This window comes from Paenibacillus sp. FSL M8-0334 (assembly GCF_038000405.1).
Classification (GTDB): Bacteria; Bacillota; Bacilli; order Paenibacillales; family Paenibacillaceae; genus Paenibacillus_AQ; species Paenibacillus_AQ campinasensis.
Map to the genome: position 1 here is coordinate 469,829 of NZ_JBBOCH010000002.1, position 21,257 is coordinate 491,085.

Below are 21,257 nucleotides of genomic sequence, written 5' to 3' on the forward strand. Positions count from 1 at the left end.
TATTCAATTCCGTTATGTAACACTTTACCTTGCGCAGAAGGAGAACTCAATATCAAATGTTGCACACCTGAAAACCCCCTGCTAAGCGGAGCAGGGGGATGGGGATAGCGCCTTGTTGTATCGTTGGCAAGTCGTAATCACTGCTTCAATGCGTTGCGCTAGAAGCCCTTGTATTGCGGCTCTTCCTGCTCCAGCTGCTGTACTCGCTGCGTAAGTTGATCCACAATCTGCTGGGTTTGCGATGCCGCTTGTGTGAAGACATTTTTGGCATTTTGGTCTTGTGTGGACAAGGCGAATTGTTCAAGGCTTGCCTGGGCACTCTTTAAAGAGGCGAGGCAGGTTTTGACATCTGAAGCCACCGTCATCTCTCGTTCAACTCCTTTCCTGCTTCATAATGTGATACATTTCGGTGGGATCCATGCATAAACGATCATGCGGATTTTTCCACCCTGGGTGCGGCCGGTTTCAGATACAATTATACAGATATTGCTCTGTCGATCGTTCAAAGATGGGAGGTTGGACTCATGCCTGTATGGCTTGAAGTCTCGGCAAGAACGCTGGTAGCAGCCATCGCGCTTTTTCTGCTGACGAAACTGCTGGGCAAGCGGCAGGTTTCCCAGTTATCTTTATTCGAATACTTGACCGGGATTACGATGGGGAACCTGACTGCCTACGTGTCGCTGGATGTGCAATCGAACTGGTATTTGGGCCTGATTGCGCTGGGGGTATGGGGCGGCATCACGCTGCTGACAGAATACGCGCAAATCAAGAGCAAGAAGGCGAGAGATTTTATCGGCTTCAAATCTACCGTCCTCATCAAGGATGGCAAGGTGCTGGAAGACAATATGCGAAAAGAGCGTTTGTCAGCAGACGAATTAATGGAGGAGCTTCGGAAGAAAAATATATTTAAGCTCGCTGATGTCGAGTTTGCGCTAATGGAAGGAAGCGGGGAGATTAACGTTCTGCTGAAGCGGGAGAACCAGTCGCTCACCCCAAAGCATATGGGCATTCAGGTTGGCCCCGAGAAGCCGTCTGAGATTGTGGTCATGGACGGAAGGGTGATGACAGAACCGCTGCGAATGATGGGCTATACGGAAGGCTGGCTTCGCGATCAGCTGGCCAAGCACCAGGCGAAGATCGAGGATGTATTTCTGGCACAGGTGGACACTTATGGTGAATTAACGGTGGATCTGTATGATGATATGCTTCAGACGCCGCAGTTCCATGAACGGCAGCTGTTATTCGCCAATCTCAAGAAGAGCCAGGCGGATCTTGAATTGTTCAGCCTCAGTACGACGAATGAAGATGCCAAAACGATGTATGAGAACAGTGCCGAGCAGCTGATGGATATCATTAAAAAGGTGAAGCCGCTTTTGCATAACTGACAAATTCCCAAGTAATAATTTGATTTTGCGTGGAATAGGATATTTTTGTGTATCAACCAAGGGAGCAAACCGGGGATTGCTTAGGAGCCGGGTGTCGGCCGACTCCTGGGACAGCAGACGCCGCTAGTAAAAGGGCGGTTAATTGCCGCTTGCTCCTGCCAGACGTAAGAAATAGATTCTTCTTTAGCGGGATGGATCTATTTCTTATTATGGAAAGCAAGAATGGACACGACCAGAGTGGCGAACGAAATCATTAAGGTTAAGGCTTCATTCACAGCCATTCTCTTCACCTCCTATTCTGCCACCCTTTAGCTGCTGGTCTACTGTAGTATATGATATGCCAATTACTTACAATAAAAGAACTGATTTTCAGAAAGCGTTATCGAAAGAATTCATAATTGTGCATGCCAAGTTGTGGATGTCCCGGAGGAGAGCAATTTAACCCGTCCAACTTGGCGTTTTTTTTCGATCTTTATCGCGTAGAGCGTGGATTCTTCCAGGGGGACAAGGGTCTAACGATAAGCAGAGATACATCTTGATTCAGCTTAGACCAGAAGAGCAAGCCACTGCACGTTCGTGCGGCGGCTTGCTCTTTCTGGTTCTTCTGAGAATTGTCGTTGATGGTTGCTTTCCTATTACAAATGGTGTGCAGCTTGCTCACCGCGAGCCGTAATCTTCCAGCTGCTGACCGGTGAAGCTGACAGTTTCGGATTTCGTCTGATATAGTCCTGAACCAGCTCGGCCATTTCGGTTGCTAGCTCCAGCCGGACAGGCTTCCCCACATACATCGAATAGTCCCCGCCCCCAGCGGCACGATAGTTGTTCATGACAACGGCATAGGTCGCTTCCATATCCAGCGGGATGCCGCCGCGCTCCAGCTTCACTACCCGGCTGCCTGGCGGTCTTCCGATATCGAGCACATACTCGATCCCGGCCCACATATCGTAATTGAAATGCTGCGGCTTTGGCGTGGTAAATGCCGGGTTTACCATTATAGCGACATCTTCGCTCAGCTGAAAATAAAGTGCGGTTTGCTCCAGGGCATCGCGGATGTCTTGCCCTTTCAGCTCCAGCACCGTCAATGTGTTGGGATAGATGAAATTGGACAGCACGTCGCGTACGGTAATTTCCCCCTTGAAGCCCGGGGAGCTTTCGCTTAGCAGTGCCGTGCAGGATATTTCTGCACCTGTTGCCTCCATCTGAACTTGATGAACCAGATCGATAAAGGGATGAGCGGCCAGGCGGAGTTCATAGGCACTGGCTATGGAAAGGTCAGTTTCGGTGTGGCCGATCGGCTGATCCAGCCACTGCTGGGTGCTGTGCTCCAGCTCGTCGGTCAGCCTCATGATCATGGGATCCGGTGGCAATTGCTTCTCTGGGAACAGAAGACGGGCCTGTTTCTGCCGAATTCGCCACTTGCCGCCGGGCAGCTGTTCCAGCTCGACAGAGACATGGCCTGCCGCCGTTCCTCCGGAACCAGGCTGTACAACCGTAACGCCGTCAATCTCTTCGACCAGCAGCCGGTGCTGGTGACCGGTGAGCAGCACATCGATTCCTCTGACATGCCGAGCCATGGCATATGCCTGATTTTCTCCCGTCAGCCGCTCCGTCGGCTCGCCGTTGACAGGATCACACTCCAGCCCGCCATGATAGCAGACGATTAGGAGGTCCGGATTCTCCTGCTCACGAATCCGCTCTACCCAGATTTGAACCGTTTCCAGCGCGTCCTTAAAGGCCAAGCCTTCAATGTGATCCGGCTGCTCCCAGTTCGGAATGTAGTGGGTGGTGACGCCAAGCAAGGCAACCTTGATACCAGGGGGCAGTTCCTTAATGAGATAAGGGGGGCCAAAAGCGGGTTCACCGGTGGCTGTTTCCACAATATTGGCTGACAGCCAGGGGAAGCGGGAGCTTAGGACAGCCTTGCGCAGCAGGGCTTGTCCATAATTGAACTCATGATTGCCGATGACCGCCGCGTCGTAGGCCAACTCGTTCAGGGCAAGGATGCACGGGTGACGGAATTCGCCCTGGCTGGCAGCGCTCGCCGCGGCAAGTGCCGCCAGCGGTGAGCCCTGGATCAGATCTCCGTTGTCAATGAGCAGCAGCTCTGGGGATTGTTCTCGCAGCTCCCTGATCCGGGACGCCAGCATGGCCAGACCTGTGGAGACAGGCTTGTTGGTGCTGTAATTAACGGGACGAATGGCACCGTGAAGATCGCTGGTTACCACGATGTCGCATGTGAAACGACGGGGTTGCTCTTGAATGGTCATTCTCGCAGCTCCTTATTTGCGAATTCAGTATGCTGAAGCTATTCTAGCAGATTGCGTCTGAACTGACAGCATGTCCTATAATTTTACATAATTATGATTTTTGTTTCACATTCCGTAAATAAATGGAACTTATAGTAGACGAGTAATAAAAAATAGAACTCATTTGGAGGGTTTAGATTGAAGAAGTCTGTATTGTTTTTACCTTTGTTGCTCATGGTACTGCTCGTGAGTGCATGCGGCGGTAACAACACATCCACAGGTGCGACAGACACTGGGAGCACGAGCAACGGTTCAGCGTCCGAACCAGCCAGCACTCCTGCGGAAACTGAAGCGGAAGCCCCGGTTGGCTATGTTCCGACTGAGCTGACGGTTCAATTCGTTCCATCCCAAAATGCCGACACGCTGGAAGCGAAAGCAAAGCCGTTGGAGAAATTGCTCGGTGATCGCCTGAACATTCCGGTAAAGGTCAGCGTATCGACAGACTATAACACGATCATTGAAGCGATGGCCTCCAAGCAGGTTGACGTAGGTTTCCTGCCGCCAACGGCTTATGTGCTGGCTAAAGAGAAGGGCGCTGCAGAAGTGATTTTGCAGGCTCAGCGCTATGGTGTTGACGATGCCACGGGAGCCCCGACAGAAGAACTTGTAGATTCTTATAAATCGATGCTGATTGTGAAGAAGGATTCGCCAATTCAGTCGCCAGCCGATCTGAAAGGGAAGAAGATTGCTTACCAGAACGTAACCTCTTCTGCCGGATATGTATGGCCAGCTGCGCTGCTGATGGACAACGGTCTGGACCCGCTGCAGGATGTAACGCCGGTAACGGTAAAAGGGCATGACCAAGGCGTAATCGCCGTTCTGAACGGTGATGTGGATGCAGCCGCGATCTTCCAGGATGCGCGCAACACGGTCGTCAAGGACTACGCGTCGGTATTTGAAGATACACGGGTACTGGCATTTACGGAGCCGATTCCGAATGACACGATCTCCGTGCGAACAGATATGAATCCGGAATGGTCGGAGAAAATTACGCAGGCCTTTATCGACATCGGCAACGATCCTGAAGGCCGCAGCATTATCCAGGACATCTACACCCACGAAGGCTATGTCAAGTCCGATGACAGCAACTTCGAAATTGTCCGTGAATACAACAACAAAGTAAAAACGGAATAGCGGTCATTCGCCGCAGCAGGTATAAGGACAGCGGACAAGCCGGTTCAGCGTCAAACGCGCTGTACTGGCTTGTCTCATTCTATTTCTCTGTTCGTTCTGTCCGCTTGCTGACGGCAAGTTTCTTATTATTTTTGGAAAGAAGGAGTTAATCATGATCGAGCTGCACAATGTATCCAAGGTGTATCCGAACAACACCAAAGGCTTGAATAATATTAATCTGAGGTTCGATAAGGGAGAGTTTGTAGCTGTGGTGGGTTTGTCGGGAGCAGGCAAATCGACGCTGCTGCGATCCATTAACCGACTTCACGATATAAGCGAAGGCGAAATCCTGATCGAAGGGAAATCGATTACGGCCGCCAAGGGCAAGGCGCTGCGGCTGATTCGACGCGACATCGGGATGATCTTCCAAAGCTTCAACCTCGTCAAGCGATCCAGCGTACTGCGCAATGTGCTGGCCGGGCGGGTCGGCTATCATTCAACACTGCGCACGCTGCTTGGCAGATTTCCGAAGTCTGACATCGAGCTGGCGTTTGAAGCGCTGGAGCGGGTCAACATTTCAGAAAAGGCTTATACCCGTGCGGATCAGCTCTCGGGCGGACAGCAGCAGCGTGTGGCCATTGCGCGCGTGCTGGCGCAAGAGGCAAAAATCATTTTGGCCGACGAGCCGGTCGCTTCTCTTGATCCGCTAACGACCAAGCAGGTTATGGATGACCTGAAGCGGATTAACAGCGAGCTCGGGATTACTACGATTGTGAACCTTCACTTTATTGACCTGGCGAGGGAATATGCGACGAGAATTGTAGGCCTGCGCGCAGGGGAAGTGGTGTTCGACGGGCCCGTTTCCGAGGCAACGGACGAGCGTTTTGCCGAAATCTATGGCCGGCCGATCCAGCAGGATGAGCTGTTGGGGGAAGTGACGACAGCATGAAAACACCTCTTCAAACGTCAGCCAAGTCTGCGGTACATCCTTCCAAGCCGCCGACTCGAATGAAGCACGGGCTGACCGCCGTAATCATTCTGCTGCTCATCTGGGCAAGTGCCGTCCAGACGGATGCAAGTTTCAGCAAGCTGGTTAGAGGACTGCCCAACATGCTCGATCTGCTCCGGGATATGTTCCCTCCGCGCTGGAGTTATTTTAAGAACATCACAAACGGCATGCTGGAGACGATCCGGATGGCGTTGATCGGTACAACGATCGGCGGACTGCTGGCGATTCCGGTAGCGGTTCTGTGTGCGGGCAATTTAATGCCCAGCCGGTGGATCTATTTTCCAGCGAGATTCGTGCTCAATCTTGTCCGGACGATTCCGGATTTGCTGCTGGCCGCGTTATTCGTAGCCGTATTTGGCCTTGGGCCGGTCCCCGGCATTCTGGCATTGGCGGTCTTCTCGGTCGGGCTGATTGCCAAGCTGACCTATGAGTCGCTGGAAACGATAGACAAGGGGCCGCTCGAAGCGATGCGATCGGTGGGGGCAACCGGCACCCAGCTGATCATCTTTGGCGTTGTGCCGCAGGTAGCTGCCCAGTTTACGTCGTATGTGCTGTATTGCTTTGAAATCAATGTGCGTGCAGCCGCTATCCTGGGCCTTGTCGGTGCCGGAGGGATCGGGCTGTATTATGAGGCGACCCTGGGCTTTCTGGAATATGACAAGACCAGTGTCATTATTCTGTTCACGCTTGCGATTGTGTTGGTGATCGACTATGTAAGCATGAAGCTGCGGGAGAAATTATTATGATGAAAAATGGGACAACTGTCATCCGCAAACCGCGGAAAAATCCATATCGTTGGCTGATTTATATCGCGCTCGTGCTGTTGTACGTGTGGGCCTTCTCCGGAGTTCCGTTTACGGGGTTCAAGGAAACAGCCGGACAAATTATGCGGTCGATTGTTGCAGGCATCTTCTCGCCTGACTGGAATTATGTGTATCTCCCGGAGGGGGAGGATCTGCTGCGCGGATTGATGGACACGCTGGCCATCTCGATTCTGGGGACAGTGATTTCGGCTGTGATCTGCATTCCGTTTGCCTTCTGGGCTGCGCGCAATATAAGCCGGTTTCGCTTCATCTCCGGTTCCGGTAAAATGGTGCTCAGCTTCATCCGTACCTTTCCAGAAATTATCATGGCGTTGCTCTTTATCAAAGCGGTTGGCCCTGGCTCCTTCGCCGGTGTGCTTGCACTCGGCTTGAACTCGATCGGCATGCTGGGCAAGCTGTATGCCGACGAGGTGGAAGCGATTGACCCCGGGCCGACCGAGGCGCTGATGGCATCGGGAGCGAATCGGCTTCAGCAGCTATGGTATGCGGTCGTGCCGCAGGTGCTGCCCGGCTTCCTGAACTATACGCTGTACCGCTTTGAAATCAATGTGCGCTCAGCTACCATTCTGGGAGTTATCGGTGCTGGCGGTATCGGCACGCCGCTGATCTTTGCGCTCAGTACGCGAAACTGGCCGCGCGTTGGCATCATTCTGCTTGGTATCATTGTCATGATTACGATAATTGATCTCATTTCCGGTTATATTCGCAAGAAGCTTGTATAAGCGGAGGCAGGCTTATCGCTTGATCATTCCAAGCTTCCGGACCAAGGGTCAGGGAGGCTGTATGTAATGTTATACAGAATGACCAAAGGTCGAAGACATGGCTGCAGTGCGAGCCTGGCTTCGACCTTTTAGGTTGTGTGGATTTATTAACGGATAGGGGATGGAATGGTTACTATTTGCTTGTACAGGGTGACGATAAGACGATAAGTCAAGTCAGATGTTAACTGGCCAGATCCCACTCCAGCTCTTCCGGCGAGCTGTGAAGCGTCGATGGCTGTGCCAGTGCAAAATCGGCCAGATCCCGCGGTTTCAGCTGGTATGTGTTTCTGAAGATCGATGACACGCCAGTAATGCTGACTTGCTGCCCTTCCCGGTAAGGGAAGGAGGATTGCGACAGACCGGTGCGAGCATCGACGCGAACGAGCGTTACAGCCCCGTCAGCTGCGACGGCATTGAATTCAAACGAGCCTGCGGGCGCTGCACTTTGAATGTTGCGGATGGTCACATTTTGAAGCTGAACAAGCTGGCCCTGATTTTGCTCGTGAATGGAAGTTACCCGTACCGGTGCAGGGAGGGAGGCGCTCCCGTTTTTCTCAATCGAGATCAGGTCAGTCAGCTCGAGCTCCGAGTTGTACAGTGTAGTCGGCGCCGTAATTTTCACGCGGTCTCCTTGGTTGAACCCGGTTGCGTTTTGAAATACGTAGATGCCGGCCGTTTGGTCCTGAATGTAGAAGCCTTGTCCGCCGAAGCTGCCCGGCTTGGTCGTAATGACACCCTCTACAGTCACGGTGGAGCCGACAGCGCGGCTGCGCGCTTCAGCGATGGATAGCAGGGAAGGAACCGGATTCTCAAGGCCTGGAAGCGGCTCGGCCGGCACGTTCGCGATCGTTACCGACTGTGTAATCAGATTGTTGCCGTTCAGCCGCAGGCGAAGATTCGCTGCACCGTTCGTTCCAGGGCGGATGCGTACGGTCAGATCCGTGTATGCTCGTCCGCTGCTGTCGGAGGTCAGGCTGAATGGGGCGCTGTAGCCATAGGATGTCGGCCAGCTGCCGTTTGCATTTTGTACCATCGCCACCTGCGTGCCTCCGGTAAGGTAAATCCCGGCTGTGAATCCGGATACCGTTGTATTTGGCGGCATACGCTCTGCCACGACACGAATTTGGAAATCGGCTGCGTTTGGAAGCACATTTTGCTTCACGAAGTCGTAAGTAACGACGGGTGGTGCTTCGGGACCGCCATAGGAGCCCGGTTTGAAGGTAGAACGATCATACCATTTATAGCCTGCAGCCGGTGCAGACCAAGGTTCAGGCTGCGGTTCGGTCGAAGCGGAAGGAATCTCGAACGGATGCAGAGCGGTCACTGGATCAAGCTCCAGTCCGTTGACATCGGCCAGGCTCGTGTAGTTCTCTTTCTCAGAGAGCCAGTTGATCAGATTGACGAGGAGAACAGCATCATCCGCTTCCTTGAATCCGTCATACGTCGTTTTCCGAGCGCCGTTTTCTTCGCGCAAGTATTTCGGTGTAGCATCTTCCACTGGCGAGGAATCGCCGATAAATGCCGCTTTACCCGCACCTACCTTGGCAATGGCGACATAAGGGCCTTCGGCGAAGCCGCCTCCGTTGTACACCCCTTGATCGACTGCGTTAGGCCAGGCCGCTTGGGTTTGAGGCAGATAAACGATGCCTTTGGCTTTGGTTGGATCGGTAATCGCCAAGGTAGAACCGGCATGCATGGCTACAGCCGATACCCCTTGCGTGATGCCAAACGATTGGCTAGGGGATACAATCTGATTGGCCGTCACGTCGCCAAGCGCGTTATAGCGGAAGCGGACGCCAAAATTATCCGACAGCCAGTCCGAGCTGACAACGCCCTGCATCGCCTCGGAATTGCGCTCCTCAAGGCTCATGCCTTTCGTCGGATTATCCCATGCACCGCGGCGGTAACCGTTCATCGACTCGGATCCGTCCCAGCGGTTTTTGTTGCGGTCGGCATTGTAATGGTCGCCGATAAAGAAGATGCTGCCGCCTTCCTGAACATAACGCACCATCGCCGCCTGTTCGGAAGCTTTGAAAGGAATGTTCGGCTCGGCAATAACAAAGACGTCGTAATCTTTCAAGTCATCATACGTAAAGGGAGTTAGCTTTCGCAGTTCTTTTACATAAAACCCGTCGTTTGCAAGAGCATGTCCAAAGTCGGAAAATCCGCCATCAATGACCCAGTCTGCAGCCCCGGCGGTTTGAGCATGCGTGTTGTCGAATAGCACCTTCTTGCCTGCGTTGTGATTCACAACCTTGGCTTCGATATACGGTGCCGGGTCGCTAGGCCCTTCGGCATGAATCTGCTCCAGGCTGTCCCATAGCAGGCTTGCTTGAAGCGGCAAAGCTAACGAAAATGCGAGAACAAGCTTCAACCATTTTGACTTGATCCATGTCATATTCACGGATGATATCCCTCCCACTTCAAATGAATTCGTCTTTCGAACTCATTCTAGCAATTGAATATCGATTTAAATTCCATATATATGTAAATTTTGGAGGGAGAATTGTAAAAAATAACAGAAAGAGGAACGGGAGCCGACGCCTGGTTTAGGCATGGGCCCCCGTTTTGCGGGATGTTGATGTTCTCAGCTTCTTCAACAGCGGTTTCTGGATCCGCGGGAAGATGATGCGCAGCAGCAAGTAAATCAAGAAAGTAAAGATGATGCTGTTCACGATGGAGCCGATCGCAAAGTTCAGGCCCATATGGCCGAATTTACCAACATAGTCCGTCTCGACCGTGTACTCCGTATAGTCCGTTTCGGGAACGGGAGCCGAGATCGCTTCGTGAATTTCAAACGTTTCGGGTGAAGATCCGAGCAGATGAATCAGTACGCCCATTCGGTAATTCAGATAGAACAAGGCCGGCCAAATAAAGGATCCGAGAGATGCAGCGAGAATGGCAGCCGGAATATTGCCGCGAAAGACGCGGGTTAACACCATGGACAACACCATGCCGATTCCGAACGTAGGATACCAGCATGGGAAGAAGCCCCAAGCAAAGCCGATTGCGATACGATGGTTGCTGTTTTTCATACGAAGCAGTCTGAGGATGTAATACTTCAGTTGTCGGCTGTATTTGCGGTACAAAGTGTAGCCTCCCGGAAAATAATATAGAAGCAAATCCTTATAGTATTTATTATATACGATTTCATGTTCAAGCTTCCGTCATTATACCGCTAACGATGTCGAATGAACAGAGATTTTGAATCGTTAAGCGCTTTCTGAAATCTATGTTTTTGTAAGTTGACGTCGTGGACATTTTTGAATGATTGTGAATGATTATGAAATAATATGATTGTTTTTTGCGGGTTTTATGGTACGATAGAAATCGGAGGGGGATTCAAATGCTGACAGAAGAGAGATACCGAATCATATTAGAGCGCTTACAAGAGCGCGGTGTCGTAAAGCTTCAGGAGTTGGTTGAACTGCTGGGAGCTTCGGAATCAACGGTCAGGCGGGATTTGATCGACCTTGAAGAACGCCGAATGTTAAAGCGTATTCATGGCGGGGCCGCGTTGCCTGGTGACAAGATGCTGGAGCCCGGCATGGACGAGAAATCTTCCAAAAACATTCAAGAAAAAAACACTATCGCAAAATTGGCAGCGGAGTTAGTGAGGGATGGCGAAAGCATCTATTTGGATGCGGGGACAACAACCCTTGCGATGATTCCATTCATAAAAGCCAATAATATCACCGTAGTGACCAACGGTCTGTCTCATATTGAAGCGTTGGTGAGCAAGCGCATCAAGAGCTATTTGCTGGGCGGGATGATGAAGATGCATACAAAGGCTGTCATCGGCAGCATAGCCTTGCAGAATATGGACAACTTTCGCTTTGACCGCTGCTTTCTGGGCGCCAATGGCGTGGATCCTGAGATGGGCTATACGACACCGGATCCCGAGGAAGCGCTTGTTAAGCGGCGGGCCCATCAGTTATCGGCAACAAGCTACGTGCTGGCAGATTCCAGCAAAATAGGCGAGGTGTCTTTTGCCAAGCTGCTGGATATGAATGAAGCCGTGCTGATTACGGAATCCTTATCCGCGTCGTGGAGAAAGGTCATTTCACAGAAAACCAAAATAATTGAGGGATCATGATGATATATACAGTAACATTGAATCCTTCCATCGATTACGTCGTGGAAGTAGAAGAGCTGCAGCTAGGCGGCCTCAATCGAATGACACGGGATTTAAAGTTTCCCGGCGGCAAGGGGATTAATGTATCCAGGGTGCTGGGGCAACTCGGTGCGGAGAATACGGCGCTTGGTTTTTTAGGCGGATTTACGGGCCGCTTCGTGGATGAGACGTTAACGAAGGGCGGTATCCGCACTGATTTTGTCACGATCCAGGATGATACGCGAATCAATATTAAGCTCAAGCATGGAGATGAGACCGAGGTGAACGGTCTGGGGCCGATGATCCGGGAAGAGGAGGCAGAGGAGCTTGTTCATAAGCTATCCCGGGTTCGTGAAGGAGACATCGTGGTGCTGTCGGGGAGCGCGCCGCCGTCTCTCGGTTCAGATTACTATGATCGCTTAACTTCGGTGTGCAGCACAACCGGTGCTGATTTTGTCATCGACACAACCGGGGAAGCGCTTCTCAAAGCTTTGAAACATAAACCGCTGCTTGTGAAACCGAATCATCATGAGCTCGCCGAATTGTTCGGTGTGGCGATGGAGACGCAGCAGCAGCTAGTCACCTATGGCCGGAAGCTGCTGGATATGGGCGCCCAGCATGTTCTTGTATCGATGGCAGGAGAAGGAGCGCTCTTGATTACAGCGGATCGGGTATTCCATGCGGATGTACCTGCCGGTGCGGTTCGCAATTCCGTAGGGGCAGGGGATTCCATGATTGCCGGGTTTGTAGGAACATTGGCGCTTGGCCAAGGGCTAATGGAGGCTTTTCGAACCGGCGTTGCTTCGGGAAGCGCGACAGCGTTCTCCGACGATCTGGCGACAAGAAGCCGGATCGAAGAGCTTTGTCCGCAGGTGAATATAACCGAGTGGTGATGCAGGCTTTCATATAGCAAGATGACGGGCAACACGAGAGCATCGCTCTAAATTGAGTACAAGGGAGTGGAACCGATGAAGATAACGGATTTAATGATCCGCGAAACGATGATCATGGATTTGAAGGCGACATCCAAGGAAGCAGCGATCGATGAGCTGATCGCAAGCCTAACTGCTAGCGGCCGCATCAACGATCCGGTCTTGTTCAAGGAGATGATCTTAAAGCGGGAGGCCGAATCGAGCACGGGGATCGGGGGAGGCATTGCGATGCCGCATGCCAAAACAAAGGCCGTCAATGAGCCGACCGTGGTCTTCGCCAAAAGCAACCAAGGCGTAGATTTCGCAGCGCTTGACGGGGAGCCGGCGCATCTGTTCTTCATGATTGCTGCGCCTGAAGGCGCGGGCAATACCCATTTGCGTACGCTAGCTGCGCTGTCGAAACTGTTAATCGATGCCGAGTTTATCGGCCAGTTAATGGAGACCAGGACGCCTGATGAAGTTACAGCGCTGTTCGATAGCAAGCAGGCTGAAGCAGCAGCCAAGGCAGAACAAGCTAAGGCAGAAGAAGCCAAAGCCGAACAGGCCAAGGCGGAGAAGGCAACAGCTTCGCAGGCGAAGAAAGCCGAGAAGGAACACGCGGATATGAATGAGGGCAAAGATTTGATCGTAGCGGTCACGGCGTGTCCGACCGGCATTGCCCATACGTTCATGGCTGAAGACGCTCTCATTAAGAAGGCTCAAGAGCTGGGCGTCAATATCCGTGTAGAAACCAATGGCTCTGAAGGGGCAGGAAATGTGCTGACAGAGGATGAAATTCGGCGCGCGAAAGGGGTCATCATCGCTGCAGACAAAAAGGTGGAAATGGCCAGGTTTGACGGAAAGCCTGTGCTGCAGAGGCCTGTCAGTGACGGCATCCGCAAACCGGAGGAGCTGATTCGCAAAGCGCTGGCAGGAGATGCCCCGATTTATCACAGCAGCGGCGGCGCGGAGGCACAGGAGGATGGCGAGAAGAGCGGAATTGGAAGCAAAATATACAAGGATCTGATGAACGGAATCTCCCATATGCTTCCGTTTGTTGTTGGCGGAGGCATTCTGCTGGCTGTTTCATTCCTGTTGGAGCAGTTGGCGGGCGCTGACCATCCGCTTGTCCAGCTGCTCCAGACCATTGGCGGAGGCGAAGGGGCCTTTCATTTCCTGATCCCGGTACTGGCTGGATTCATTGCGATCAGCATCGGCGATCGTCCAGCTTTAATGCCTGGCATGGTCGGGGGATTGATCGCATTGAATTCGAGCTCGGGCTTCCTTGGCGGACTGGCAGCCGGATTCCTGGCGGGGTATGTCGTGATTCTGCTTCGCAAGTGGTTTGCCGGCCTGCCGAGAGCGCTGGATGGACTGAAACCAATACTGCTGTACCCGGTGTTAGGGTTGCTCATCACCGGAACAATCATGTTCTACCTCTTCTCCCCGTTGTTCAGTTGGCTGAACCTGGGCATGGTAGACATCCTGAACAATCTGGGAACCGCCAATGCGGTTATCCTTGGCCTTGTGCTTGGAGGCATGATGTCTATTGACATGGGCGGCCCCTTTAACAAGGCGGCCTACACGTTCGCGATCGGGGTATTTGCCTCTAGCGGCAACACGAATGGAGCTATGATGGCCGCTGTTATGGCTGGAGGGATGGTGCCTCCGCTTGCGATTGCATTGGCAACAACCTTCTTCAAACCGAAGTTTACAGAGCAGGAACGCAAATCAGGCATAACAAACTATGTTATGGGATTATCCTTCATTACGGAAGGGGCGATTCCGTTTGCAGCAGCCGACCCGCTGCGAGTGCTCACTTCCTGTATTCTCGGCTCAGCGGTTGCTGGCGGATTGACCCAGCTGTGGAGCATTAATGTGCCGGCACCACACGGAGGCATATTTGTGGCCGCACTGGCTAATCATGCGATGCTCTTCCTGCTGGCCGTAGCGATTGGGGCTGTTATTTCAGCCATGCTGCTTGGCGTTTGGAAGAAACCGCTTGAATCGAAATCATAAAAATCACTTCAGCGCAGGGTTACGAGATGGATGTAACCTGACCACCATCATCGATGGGGATCGAAACGATCCGGAATGAGGGCCAACCTTTTCCGGGTCGTTTTTTTATGTGTAAACGCTGCTGCATGAACAGTACAGAGGGAAGGTGTCCGTTATGTCTCTAATATTACTTTGACAGACATAGTTATATGCGTTATATTGTACCTGTGTTGTTAATAAGGGGGTTACAGCCTAATGGAGTCGTTACATAACAGTGATCTGGTTCGCGGGAACATCGACGCCTTTATTTTGCGGGTACTGCTGGATGCGGATAATTATGGCTATCAGATTATTAAAGAGCTTGGCATTCGCAGTGGCGGCAGATTCGAGCTCAAAGAGCCCACGCTATATTCGAGTCTACGCAGGCTGGAGCAGCAGGGGCTGATCCGATCCTATTGGGGCCAGGAGACGCAAGGCGGCCGCCGCAAATATTACACGCTTACCCCCGATGGCCGGGAGCGATTTAAGGTGAAATGGCAGGAATGGCAAGCTGCACGAGCCATTATTGATGTTCTCATTGGAGATGGAAAGGAGCTGGCATCAGGTGACGGACAGAAATGATCTGAATCTTTTTGTAGACCGATTATTTGCCAACAAGCGCAAGACGAAAGCTGTGATGGAGCTGAAACAGGAGATTCTCAGCAATCTGGAAGCGAAGGTCGCAGACTGTATGAGCAGCGGTATGGATTATCAGGAAGCCATCAGTCAGGCGATCCGGGATCTGGACGATATCGACAGCATTATTGACGACAAGCAGACGGTGTATATTCATCGTTATCGATATGATGTCATGCAGGGAGCGTTGCTGTATGTTTTCATCGCGTGGATTGTGACCATTCCCGCCAGGCTCACCCTCTCGGGCGTGATGGTGAACACACTGTTCATGGTGCTCGGGATAGCGGGCGGCGTGCTGCTGCTTACGATGCTGCAGAAAGGCTTTCCCAGCTCGGCTGAAATCGATCAGGTAGATACCGGCAAGATTGGGCGGATGATTCGAAGAGTGTGGATATTATGGGGGCTGTTTGCTATCGTGATAACCGGATACAGCCTTCTCATTAAGTTTGGCTCAGATCTATGGTTTGGGCGACAGGTAGGTTTTAGCGGGCCTTATGATTTCTATGAAACGATGCTGCAGCTTGTTCTTCCGCTGACAACGATCATTATTCCGCTGGCGGCGCGAAAGGCGGGGCAGTATATCACGAAGTATGAGGTGAAGCAGTCATGAGACGTACAGGCGTATGGATTGTCGTGCTGCTGGTGGTCGGCATGATCGGGTTGGCCGTCATGGAAGGTTACGTGAAGCCCAAGCTTGATAGGCAGGCTAAGCAGTATGAAATGGACCAGAATGATCCCCTCACCCATCACATTGAGCCCACTGTGGCTTATGCCAGCCCATATATGGGGGATGCGGGGAATTTGATCAACTTGAACGCTTCTCTTCCGTTTCGGAATATAGGGCGGACGTTCCAGCTATATCCCGAAGTGTTGACGGCAGAAATCCGGTACCAGACTGCCGCTGGCGATACGGAACCGCATAAGCTGAAGGAAATTCTTCTATATAATGCAACGGCGAATTTCGTTATGATCGATAATCTCGAGAAGCTGAAGTTTGTGTTCGAGGATGAGACTGTGTTTGTGGCGGACAGGGAGCTGGTGGAATCCTGGTATGGAGAAGAAGGAAGTTTATCCGTGCTTCGGGATGCCGAGGTCTGGGAAGAGCAGGTCCGCGACAGGCTGCGTGATGCGGATTATGTACGGAATTTTGCTGAACGGGTCCTGCATCTGGAAGAGTTTCAGGCGGCAAACGGACAATAAAGCTTGTGTTTATTCGGCTTATGCTAATCATCCGTGCTTGACATCATAACGCAATAGAACCGGAGATGCACAGCTGGCTTTTGTTTGAACCCCATGTGCGCTCCGGTTTTTCGTTGGTTCATCGGACTTATCCCCGGCTGTCATTCAGCGTTGTTCCGCTGTGATGCCATGCAGGCTGTCGATCGTCCGTTCAATGGATATGCCGTTTTCCCCCTTCACATATTGATCGAAAAATGCCGCCGTCACTTCATTAACCGAATGGTGCAGCTGCCGGGGAGACGTGCTGTTCAGCGCAAGCAGCGGCGAGAACAGATAGAAATCGGTAAAGCTCATATGGTCGGCTTTGGCCAATACGATAGAATACGCTGAATCTCCGGAAGCAGCATGGTTGCGCCTGGAAGTCATCTCGGCCCAGAAGGCTTCGTATTCCTCGCGGCTGCTGCCGGACGCTTCGATGGCTTCATCCAAAGACTGGGCAAAATTATCGTAATCGATGCTTGTGTCCGCGTTCATCTGCATATAGGGTCTGTCAAAGCCTTCTTCCGGAATCGGCTGTCCGTACAGCGCGCCATCCAGATTCAAGGAGGCTTTAATACGGGGATCCTCCATCAGCATCTGCGCGGCAGTTGCTCCGCCGAAGGAGTGGCCAAACATGCCCACCTTGTCCATATCCATGCGGCCTGACAGGAAATGCTCCTCTTCCGCCGGGCTTACGCGCTCCAAATAATCAAGTACAAACTTGATGTCCTCAACCCACAGTCGGTTTTTGGCCTCATAAGCTTCAAAGCCCGACAGGTTATCCAGCTTCAACATGGCCGTATGATCCGGGAAGACGACGGCTGCAGCGTCATAAGGGTGATCGATGCCAACTACGATGTAGCCCCGGCTTGCCAGGTCCTCAACCTGAAACGTGTTCTGATTGCGAAAGCCAGTCAATCCATGGGAGAAAAGCAGTACAGGATAGCGCTCCTGATCTAGAGCGACTTCAGCTTCCCGGTAGGCGTGGGTTTTCACATATCGCAACTGGCTCATCAGGAACGGAGGTATGGAGATCGCTTGCTCTAAGCCTTCTAATATAATGGGGAGATGCTCGATATAATCGGCCCTCTTGTCATGGGGACGCTCCTCGACGCTGGCAGGATACCAGATCTGAAGCGCCAGCCTTCGGTGGTCGGATGGATCCTCCGTATGGGGCTCATCTCTACGCTCGTCTACGAGAATCAAGGAGGTTGTCCCGACGCCGTGCGGTCCGCTTGGTGTGGCAAATGCGAACACCGGAAGCAGGGACGGAAGCGCCACAGAAACGCCGGTGTACATCACAAGCAGCAGCACCGTAACACAGGTCCGCAGCCAGCGGATGCCGAAGCGGGGTCCTGGGCGTGGTTGCCGGGAGCGCTTGTGCTTGCTTAGGATCAGAACAAGTGCTGACAGTCCCAGCAGTACGCTTACCGCATACACGGGGATCATCTGCCAGCGGAAGCCCTCGGCCACCATCTGGATCATACTCAGCAGCGCCGTTATTCCGGCTGCCGCAGCGCGCAGCCTTAACGGATGCCTGCTTGGCCAGAGCGTGCAGATGATAAGCAGTCCGAGGTTAACGATAAGCAGTAAGATTTCGAAAGTACGCATATTGATCCTCCATATTTACATCATATCACGATCATATCAAGCCAACCTGTCCTCGGGTTGTAGTCAACCTTACATAAACCTTAAATTTGTGAAAACAGCAGCCTGAATTCGCGGAGTATCGTGTATATTGGGCTGTAGGAAGCAGCGGTCAGCCGTTAACTGTTGGGGAGGAAATCACCGTGGAATTTCAAGCAGAACGTCAGAAGAAGCATACGATACTTGTCGCCGATGACGAGACGGAAATCGTGGAGCTGCTCCGGCTGTTTCTGGAACGGGAGCACTACCGGGTACTGGAAGCCTATTCCGGCCGTGAGGCCTGGCATATCCTTTCGCAGGAGCATGTGGATTTGGCCCTGGTTGATATTATGATGCCGGAGCTGGATGGCTTTCAGCTCATTGCCCGCATCCGCGAGAAGCTTCGCCTTCCGGTCATTATCGTGTCAGCCAAGACGGGCGACGTGGATAAAGTTACCGGACTTGCGCTTGGAGCCGATGACTTTATTTCCAAGCCGTTCAGTCCGATTGAGGTGGTCGCCAGGATCAAGGCGCAGCTGCGGCGCTACTATGAGTTAAACGAGGGGAGGCCGCTTGTCCCCGGGGCCGATCAGCCTCCGCCTTCAAGGACGGTATGCGGCCCGCTAACGCTGGACCACCGTGCCTGTATGCTGTATAAGCGGGGGGAGGCCGTTCAGCTTGGACCGCTCGAGTACAAGCTGCTACAGCTGTTCATGGGCGCGCCCGGACGGATATTTACGAAGCGGCAAATCTATGAAGCTGTGTGGAATGAGCCTTATTTTGAGGACAGCAATACCGTGATGGTGCAGATCAGCAGGCTGAGGGACAAGCTGGAGGACAATGCCCGCGATCCGCGTTTTCTCATTACGATCAAGGGCCTTGGCTATAAACTGGCGCTCCAGGGGGATGATTTCAGATGAAGGGCAGGAGTGTGCATACGAGCCTGATGATGAATTATATTCTGTTTTCCGTCATCCTGGGACTGATCGGATTTTTGGTGTATAACCATATGTACGGGGCGCGCGATGCCTACTTAAGCGAAACGCTGCCTATGGTGAAGGCGGATGAATTGATCCGCGACAACTGGGAGGACATCCCGTATGAGACGGTTCACCATTTCGGGGGCTATATCCAGATCCTTGATGATAACTTGAATTCGGTCTTTGTGCGAGGTGAAGGACAAGCCCGGGCCAGCTACACGGAAAAAGAGCTGAACGCTCTGTTCTATGAAGGCGGCTTAGGGTATTATTCCGCTGCGCCTTTTATAACCGAAGAGGGCCGGGAATACCGGCTGCTCGTAGCTATCCCGAGCGGGGCTGTTGTGAAGGAAAGCCGGATGGTGAAGCCGAATGAAGAACAGACCAGGGTGTTCTCGGGTTTTATACTCCGCGGGCTGCTCTTATTTCTGCTGGCATTTCTCTTGAGCCTGTGGCTATACAGCCGCATGACGGCCAGACGAATTACGGCTCCTCTTGCTGCTATTTCCCAGCGGCTCGGGAAGATGTCTGAGGGGGAGGAAGGGGGCCGGCTTCACATGCCTGCGAACCGTGAGCTGATGGACATCCAGCGTAATTTCAACCGGATGGCGGACAAGCTGGAGCAAGCGGAGCAGATGAATCGAAAGCTTGCGGAGGATCGACGCCGGATGCTGATGGATATTGCCCATGATCTGAAAACGCCAATCACAACGATCCAGGGCTATGCCGAGGTGCTTCGCCTAGGCATCGAGGAGAATGAGCGTCAGCGCAGGAAATATGCCAGCCATATTTACAACAAGGCGATTTACATTGCTGCCCTGGTCGATGACCTGTTTGCGTTAACGAAGTTCGAGAGCGCCGAGCTTCCTTTTGAGCGGAAACCATTGGACTTTGCAGAGCTGTGCCGGACCACCGCAGCCGATCTGTACGACTCGTTCGAGCAGAAGGGGATTGAACTGGATATTTCCATACCGGAGCGGCCCGTGCGGCTTCATGGTCATGAAGGCTACATGAGAAGAGCGGTTGCTAACTTGCTGACCAATGCACTGAAGTATAACCGCAGGGGAGGCAGGGTCTGGGTGGTGCTACGTGAACAGAATGGTGTTCATCTAACGGTGGGGGATAACGGACCAGGAATACCTAAGCATCTGGGCAGAGCGATTTTCGATCCGTTTGTGCGCGGAGATCAGGCCCGCAGAAGTGACGGGGGCAGCGGCCTTGGACTTTCCATCGTGAAAGCGGCGGTGGAGAAGCATGGTGGACAAGTTAGGCTGGATACAGAGACCGAAGGCACCATGATTCATATTTCGCTGCCTGTTACAGATCCGCATGGCAAACAGGATGAACAGAAATATGGAAAAAAAGTATAATAGTGTAGGTTTTTGATAGGAATAGCGCAGTTCATCAAACAAGGCTCGTGTATTATAACAGGTAAATAAGAGAAGGAGGTGGAATCGAGAAAGCAGGAGGGCAAGGACAGCGATGTTCAAGCACATTCTCAAAAATCCATGGAAGAGGTGTGACTCATGACAAAATGGATGTCAATCCGAGTGAAAATGACGGCTTTGCTGGCCGCAGCTGCGCTGCTGATCAGCGTATCTGCAACCCAGCCGGTCCAGGCCCAGGGCGCCGCGTTTACCGAGCCGCTGAACGGGCCGAATCCCGGCATGTTCTACACATCGGACGGCTGGGGCAACGGCGTGGACTTCGGCGTTGGCTGGAAAGCGTCCAACCAGGAATTTTCCAATGGCATTATGGCTCTGCGTCTCGATAATGTGGGCTGCCCATCCAACTGCTCGGGCAAACCCTATGCATCAGCCGAATATGCCACGACCCAGAAATATGGATACGGGCGGGTCGAAGCGCGGATTAAGGCCGCCAAAGGAACCGGCCTTGTCACAAGCCTGTTTACTTATTCCGGAGCTGCTCCAGGTACCTCCAATGACGAAATCGACATCGAAATTTTGGGCAAAGACACCACGAAGATGGAAACCAACTATTTTACGAACGGGGTTGGTGGGCATAGCACCGTGATCGACCTGGGCTTTGATGCTTCGCTCGATTTCCATGACTATGCCTTTGAATGGTCGCCGACGTCAATCAAGTGGTATGTTGACGGCAGGCTGGTCCACACCGAAACCGGTTCGAGGGGCCCGCTGCCGACAAGTCCGGGGTATATTATGGTCAACCTGTGGTCTGGTGCGGGGCCGGCAGAAATATGGACGGGGAAATTCACCTATCCAGGTCATCCGATCCGCGCTTACTATGACTGGATTAAATTTACGCCTGCAAGCTAGCTGCTAGCTGGTCCTTCGTAAGCACATGAGAAGCTGACCCGAT

General features: G+C 52.5%; 19 protein-coding genes and 1 pseudogene. 14 read left to right on the forward strand and 6 right to left on the reverse strand.

The window, feature by feature from the left end; genetic code table 11:
* Window positions 1-158: 158 nt before the first annotated feature.
* Window positions 159-365, reverse strand: a complete 207-nt coding sequence (locus tag MKX64_RS16325) for a DUF1657 domain-containing protein (RefSeq protein ID WP_095398918.1) — start codon at window positions 363-365, stop codon at window positions 159-161.
* A 159-nt stretch (window positions 366-524) separates the two neighbouring features.
* Here MKX64_RS16325 and MKX64_RS16330 point away from each other — a divergent pair, with 159 nt between their 5' ends.
* Entirely contained in the window at window positions 525-1,385 is an 861-nt protein-coding gene (locus MKX64_RS16330; protein ID WP_095398917.1) for a DUF421 domain-containing protein, read from the forward strand.
* A 197-nt stretch (window positions 1,386-1,582) separates the two neighbouring features.
* Here MKX64_RS16330 and MKX64_RS24315 read toward each other — a convergent pair whose 3' ends face one another.
* Window positions 1,583-1,666 carry a putative holin-like toxin gene (locus MKX64_RS24315; protein ID WP_369680154.1) on the reverse strand — a complete coding sequence of 28 codons (84 nt, stop codon included), beginning with the start codon at window positions 1,664-1,666 and terminating at the stop codon, window positions 1,583-1,585.
* Window positions 1,667-2,020: 354 nt separating this feature from the next.
* A complete protein-coding gene (locus MKX64_RS16335) occupies window positions 2,021-3,652 on the reverse strand; it encodes a bifunctional metallophosphatase/5'-nucleotidase (RefSeq protein ID WP_341036645.1) in 1,632 nt (543 codons plus the stop codon).
* 177 nt (window positions 3,653-3,829) lie between these two features.
* On the opposite strand from MKX64_RS16335, the gene MKX64_RS16340 reads away from it, so the two are divergent.
* From MKX64_RS16340 to phnE (MKX64_RS16355), 4 genes are all read left to right on the forward strand, one after another.
* Window positions 3,830-4,825, forward strand: a complete 996-nt coding sequence (locus MKX64_RS16340; RefSeq protein WP_095266392.1) for a phosphate/phosphite/phosphonate ABC transporter substrate-binding protein — start codon at window positions 3,830-3,832, stop codon at window positions 4,823-4,825.
* A 151-nt stretch (window positions 4,826-4,976) separates the two neighbouring features.
* Window positions 4,977-5,753 (forward strand): phosphonate ABC transporter ATP-binding protein, encoded by a 777-nt coding sequence (gene phnC, locus MKX64_RS16345; protein WP_095398915.1) that lies wholly within the window; start codon window positions 4,977-4,979, stop codon window positions 5,751-5,753.
* On the forward strand, window positions 5,750-6,559 hold the full coding sequence (phnE, locus tag MKX64_RS16350; protein WP_095398914.1) for a phosphonate ABC transporter, permease protein PhnE: 810 nt from the start codon (window positions 5,750-5,752) through the stop codon (window positions 6,557-6,559). Before phnC ends, phnE (MKX64_RS16350) begins: the two co-directional genes overlap by 4 nt.
* Complete coding sequence (gene phnE, locus MKX64_RS16355; RefSeq protein ID WP_445670842.1) at window positions 6,556-7,359, forward strand: phosphonate ABC transporter, permease protein PhnE; 804 nt, start codon at window positions 6,556-6,558, stop codon at window positions 7,357-7,359. The genes phnE (MKX64_RS16350) and phnE (MKX64_RS16355) overlap by 4 nt, the downstream gene beginning before the upstream one ends.
* Before the next feature lie 280 nt (window positions 7,360-7,639).
* On the opposite strand, the pseudogene MKX64_RS16360 reads toward phnE (MKX64_RS16355), so the two are convergent.
* Window positions 7,640-9,796 (reverse strand): annotated as a pseudogene (locus tag MKX64_RS16360) (DUF5689 domain-containing protein); the annotation flags it as partial.
* Window positions 9,797-9,947: 151 nt separating this feature from the next.
* The gene (locus MKX64_RS16365; protein WP_095266396.1) at window positions 9,948-10,487 is read right to left on the reverse strand and encodes a DUF2062 domain-containing protein; all 540 of its coding nucleotides are present in this window, start codon (window positions 10,485-10,487) and stop codon (window positions 9,948-9,950) included.
* Window positions 10,488-10,744: 257 nt separating this feature from the next.
* Between MKX64_RS16365 and MKX64_RS16370 the strand changes: the two genes are divergently transcribed.
* From MKX64_RS16370 to MKX64_RS16395, 6 genes are all read left to right on the forward strand, one after another.
* Entirely contained in the window at window positions 10,745-11,494 is a 750-nt protein-coding gene (locus tag MKX64_RS16370; RefSeq protein WP_095266397.1) for a DeoR/GlpR family DNA-binding transcription regulator, read from the forward strand.
* Entirely contained in the window at window positions 11,494-12,405 is a 912-nt protein-coding gene (pfkB, locus tag MKX64_RS16375; RefSeq protein ID WP_155617921.1) for a 1-phosphofructokinase, read from the forward strand. The genes MKX64_RS16370 and pfkB overlap by 1 nt, the downstream gene beginning before the upstream one ends.
* A 75-nt stretch (window positions 12,406-12,480) precedes the next feature.
* Entirely contained in the window at window positions 12,481-14,442 is a 1,962-nt protein-coding gene (locus MKX64_RS16380) for a PTS fructose transporter subunit IIABC (RefSeq protein WP_341036647.1), read from the forward strand.
* 234 nt (window positions 14,443-14,676) lie between these two features.
* Window positions 14,677-15,042, forward strand: a complete 366-nt coding sequence (locus MKX64_RS16385) for a PadR family transcriptional regulator (RefSeq protein ID WP_095266400.1) — start codon at window positions 14,677-14,679, stop codon at window positions 15,040-15,042.
* Window positions 15,026-15,706 (forward strand): permease prefix domain 1-containing protein, encoded by a 681-nt coding sequence (locus MKX64_RS16390; RefSeq protein WP_095398911.1) that lies wholly within the window; start codon window positions 15,026-15,028, stop codon window positions 15,704-15,706. The genes MKX64_RS16385 and MKX64_RS16390 overlap by 17 nt, the downstream gene beginning before the upstream one ends.
* Window positions 15,703-16,296 carry a DUF4825 domain-containing protein gene (locus MKX64_RS16395; protein WP_341036649.1) on the forward strand — a complete coding sequence of 198 codons (594 nt, stop codon included), beginning with the start codon at window positions 15,703-15,705 and terminating at the stop codon, window positions 16,294-16,296. The genes MKX64_RS16390 and MKX64_RS16395 overlap by 4 nt, the downstream gene beginning before the upstream one ends.
* 144 nt (window positions 16,297-16,440) lie before the next feature.
* Here MKX64_RS16395 and MKX64_RS16400 read toward each other — a convergent pair whose 3' ends face one another.
* The gene (locus MKX64_RS16400) at window positions 16,441-17,925 is read right to left on the reverse strand and encodes an alpha/beta hydrolase family protein (protein WP_341036650.1); all 1,485 of its coding nucleotides are present in this window, start codon (window positions 17,923-17,925) and stop codon (window positions 16,441-16,443) included.
* A gap of 179 nt (window positions 17,926-18,104) precedes the next feature.
* On the opposite strand from MKX64_RS16400, the gene MKX64_RS16405 reads away from it, so the two are divergent.
* From MKX64_RS16405 to bglS, 3 genes are all read left to right on the forward strand, one after another.
* Window positions 18,105-18,860 carry a response regulator transcription factor gene (locus tag MKX64_RS16405; protein ID WP_341036652.1) on the forward strand — a complete coding sequence of 252 codons (756 nt, stop codon included), beginning with the start codon at window positions 18,105-18,107 and terminating at the stop codon, window positions 18,858-18,860.
* Entirely contained in the window at window positions 18,857-20,287 is a 1,431-nt protein-coding gene (locus MKX64_RS16410) for a HAMP domain-containing sensor histidine kinase (protein ID WP_341036654.1), read from the forward strand. The genes MKX64_RS16405 and MKX64_RS16410 overlap by 4 nt, the downstream gene beginning before the upstream one ends.
* 156 nt (window positions 20,288-20,443) lie before the next feature.
* The gene (bglS, locus tag MKX64_RS16415) at window positions 20,444-21,214 is read left to right on the forward strand and encodes a beta-glucanase (protein WP_341036655.1); all 771 of its coding nucleotides are present in this window, start codon (window positions 20,444-20,446) and stop codon (window positions 21,212-21,214) included.
* Window positions 21,215-21,257: the final 43 nt, after the last annotated feature.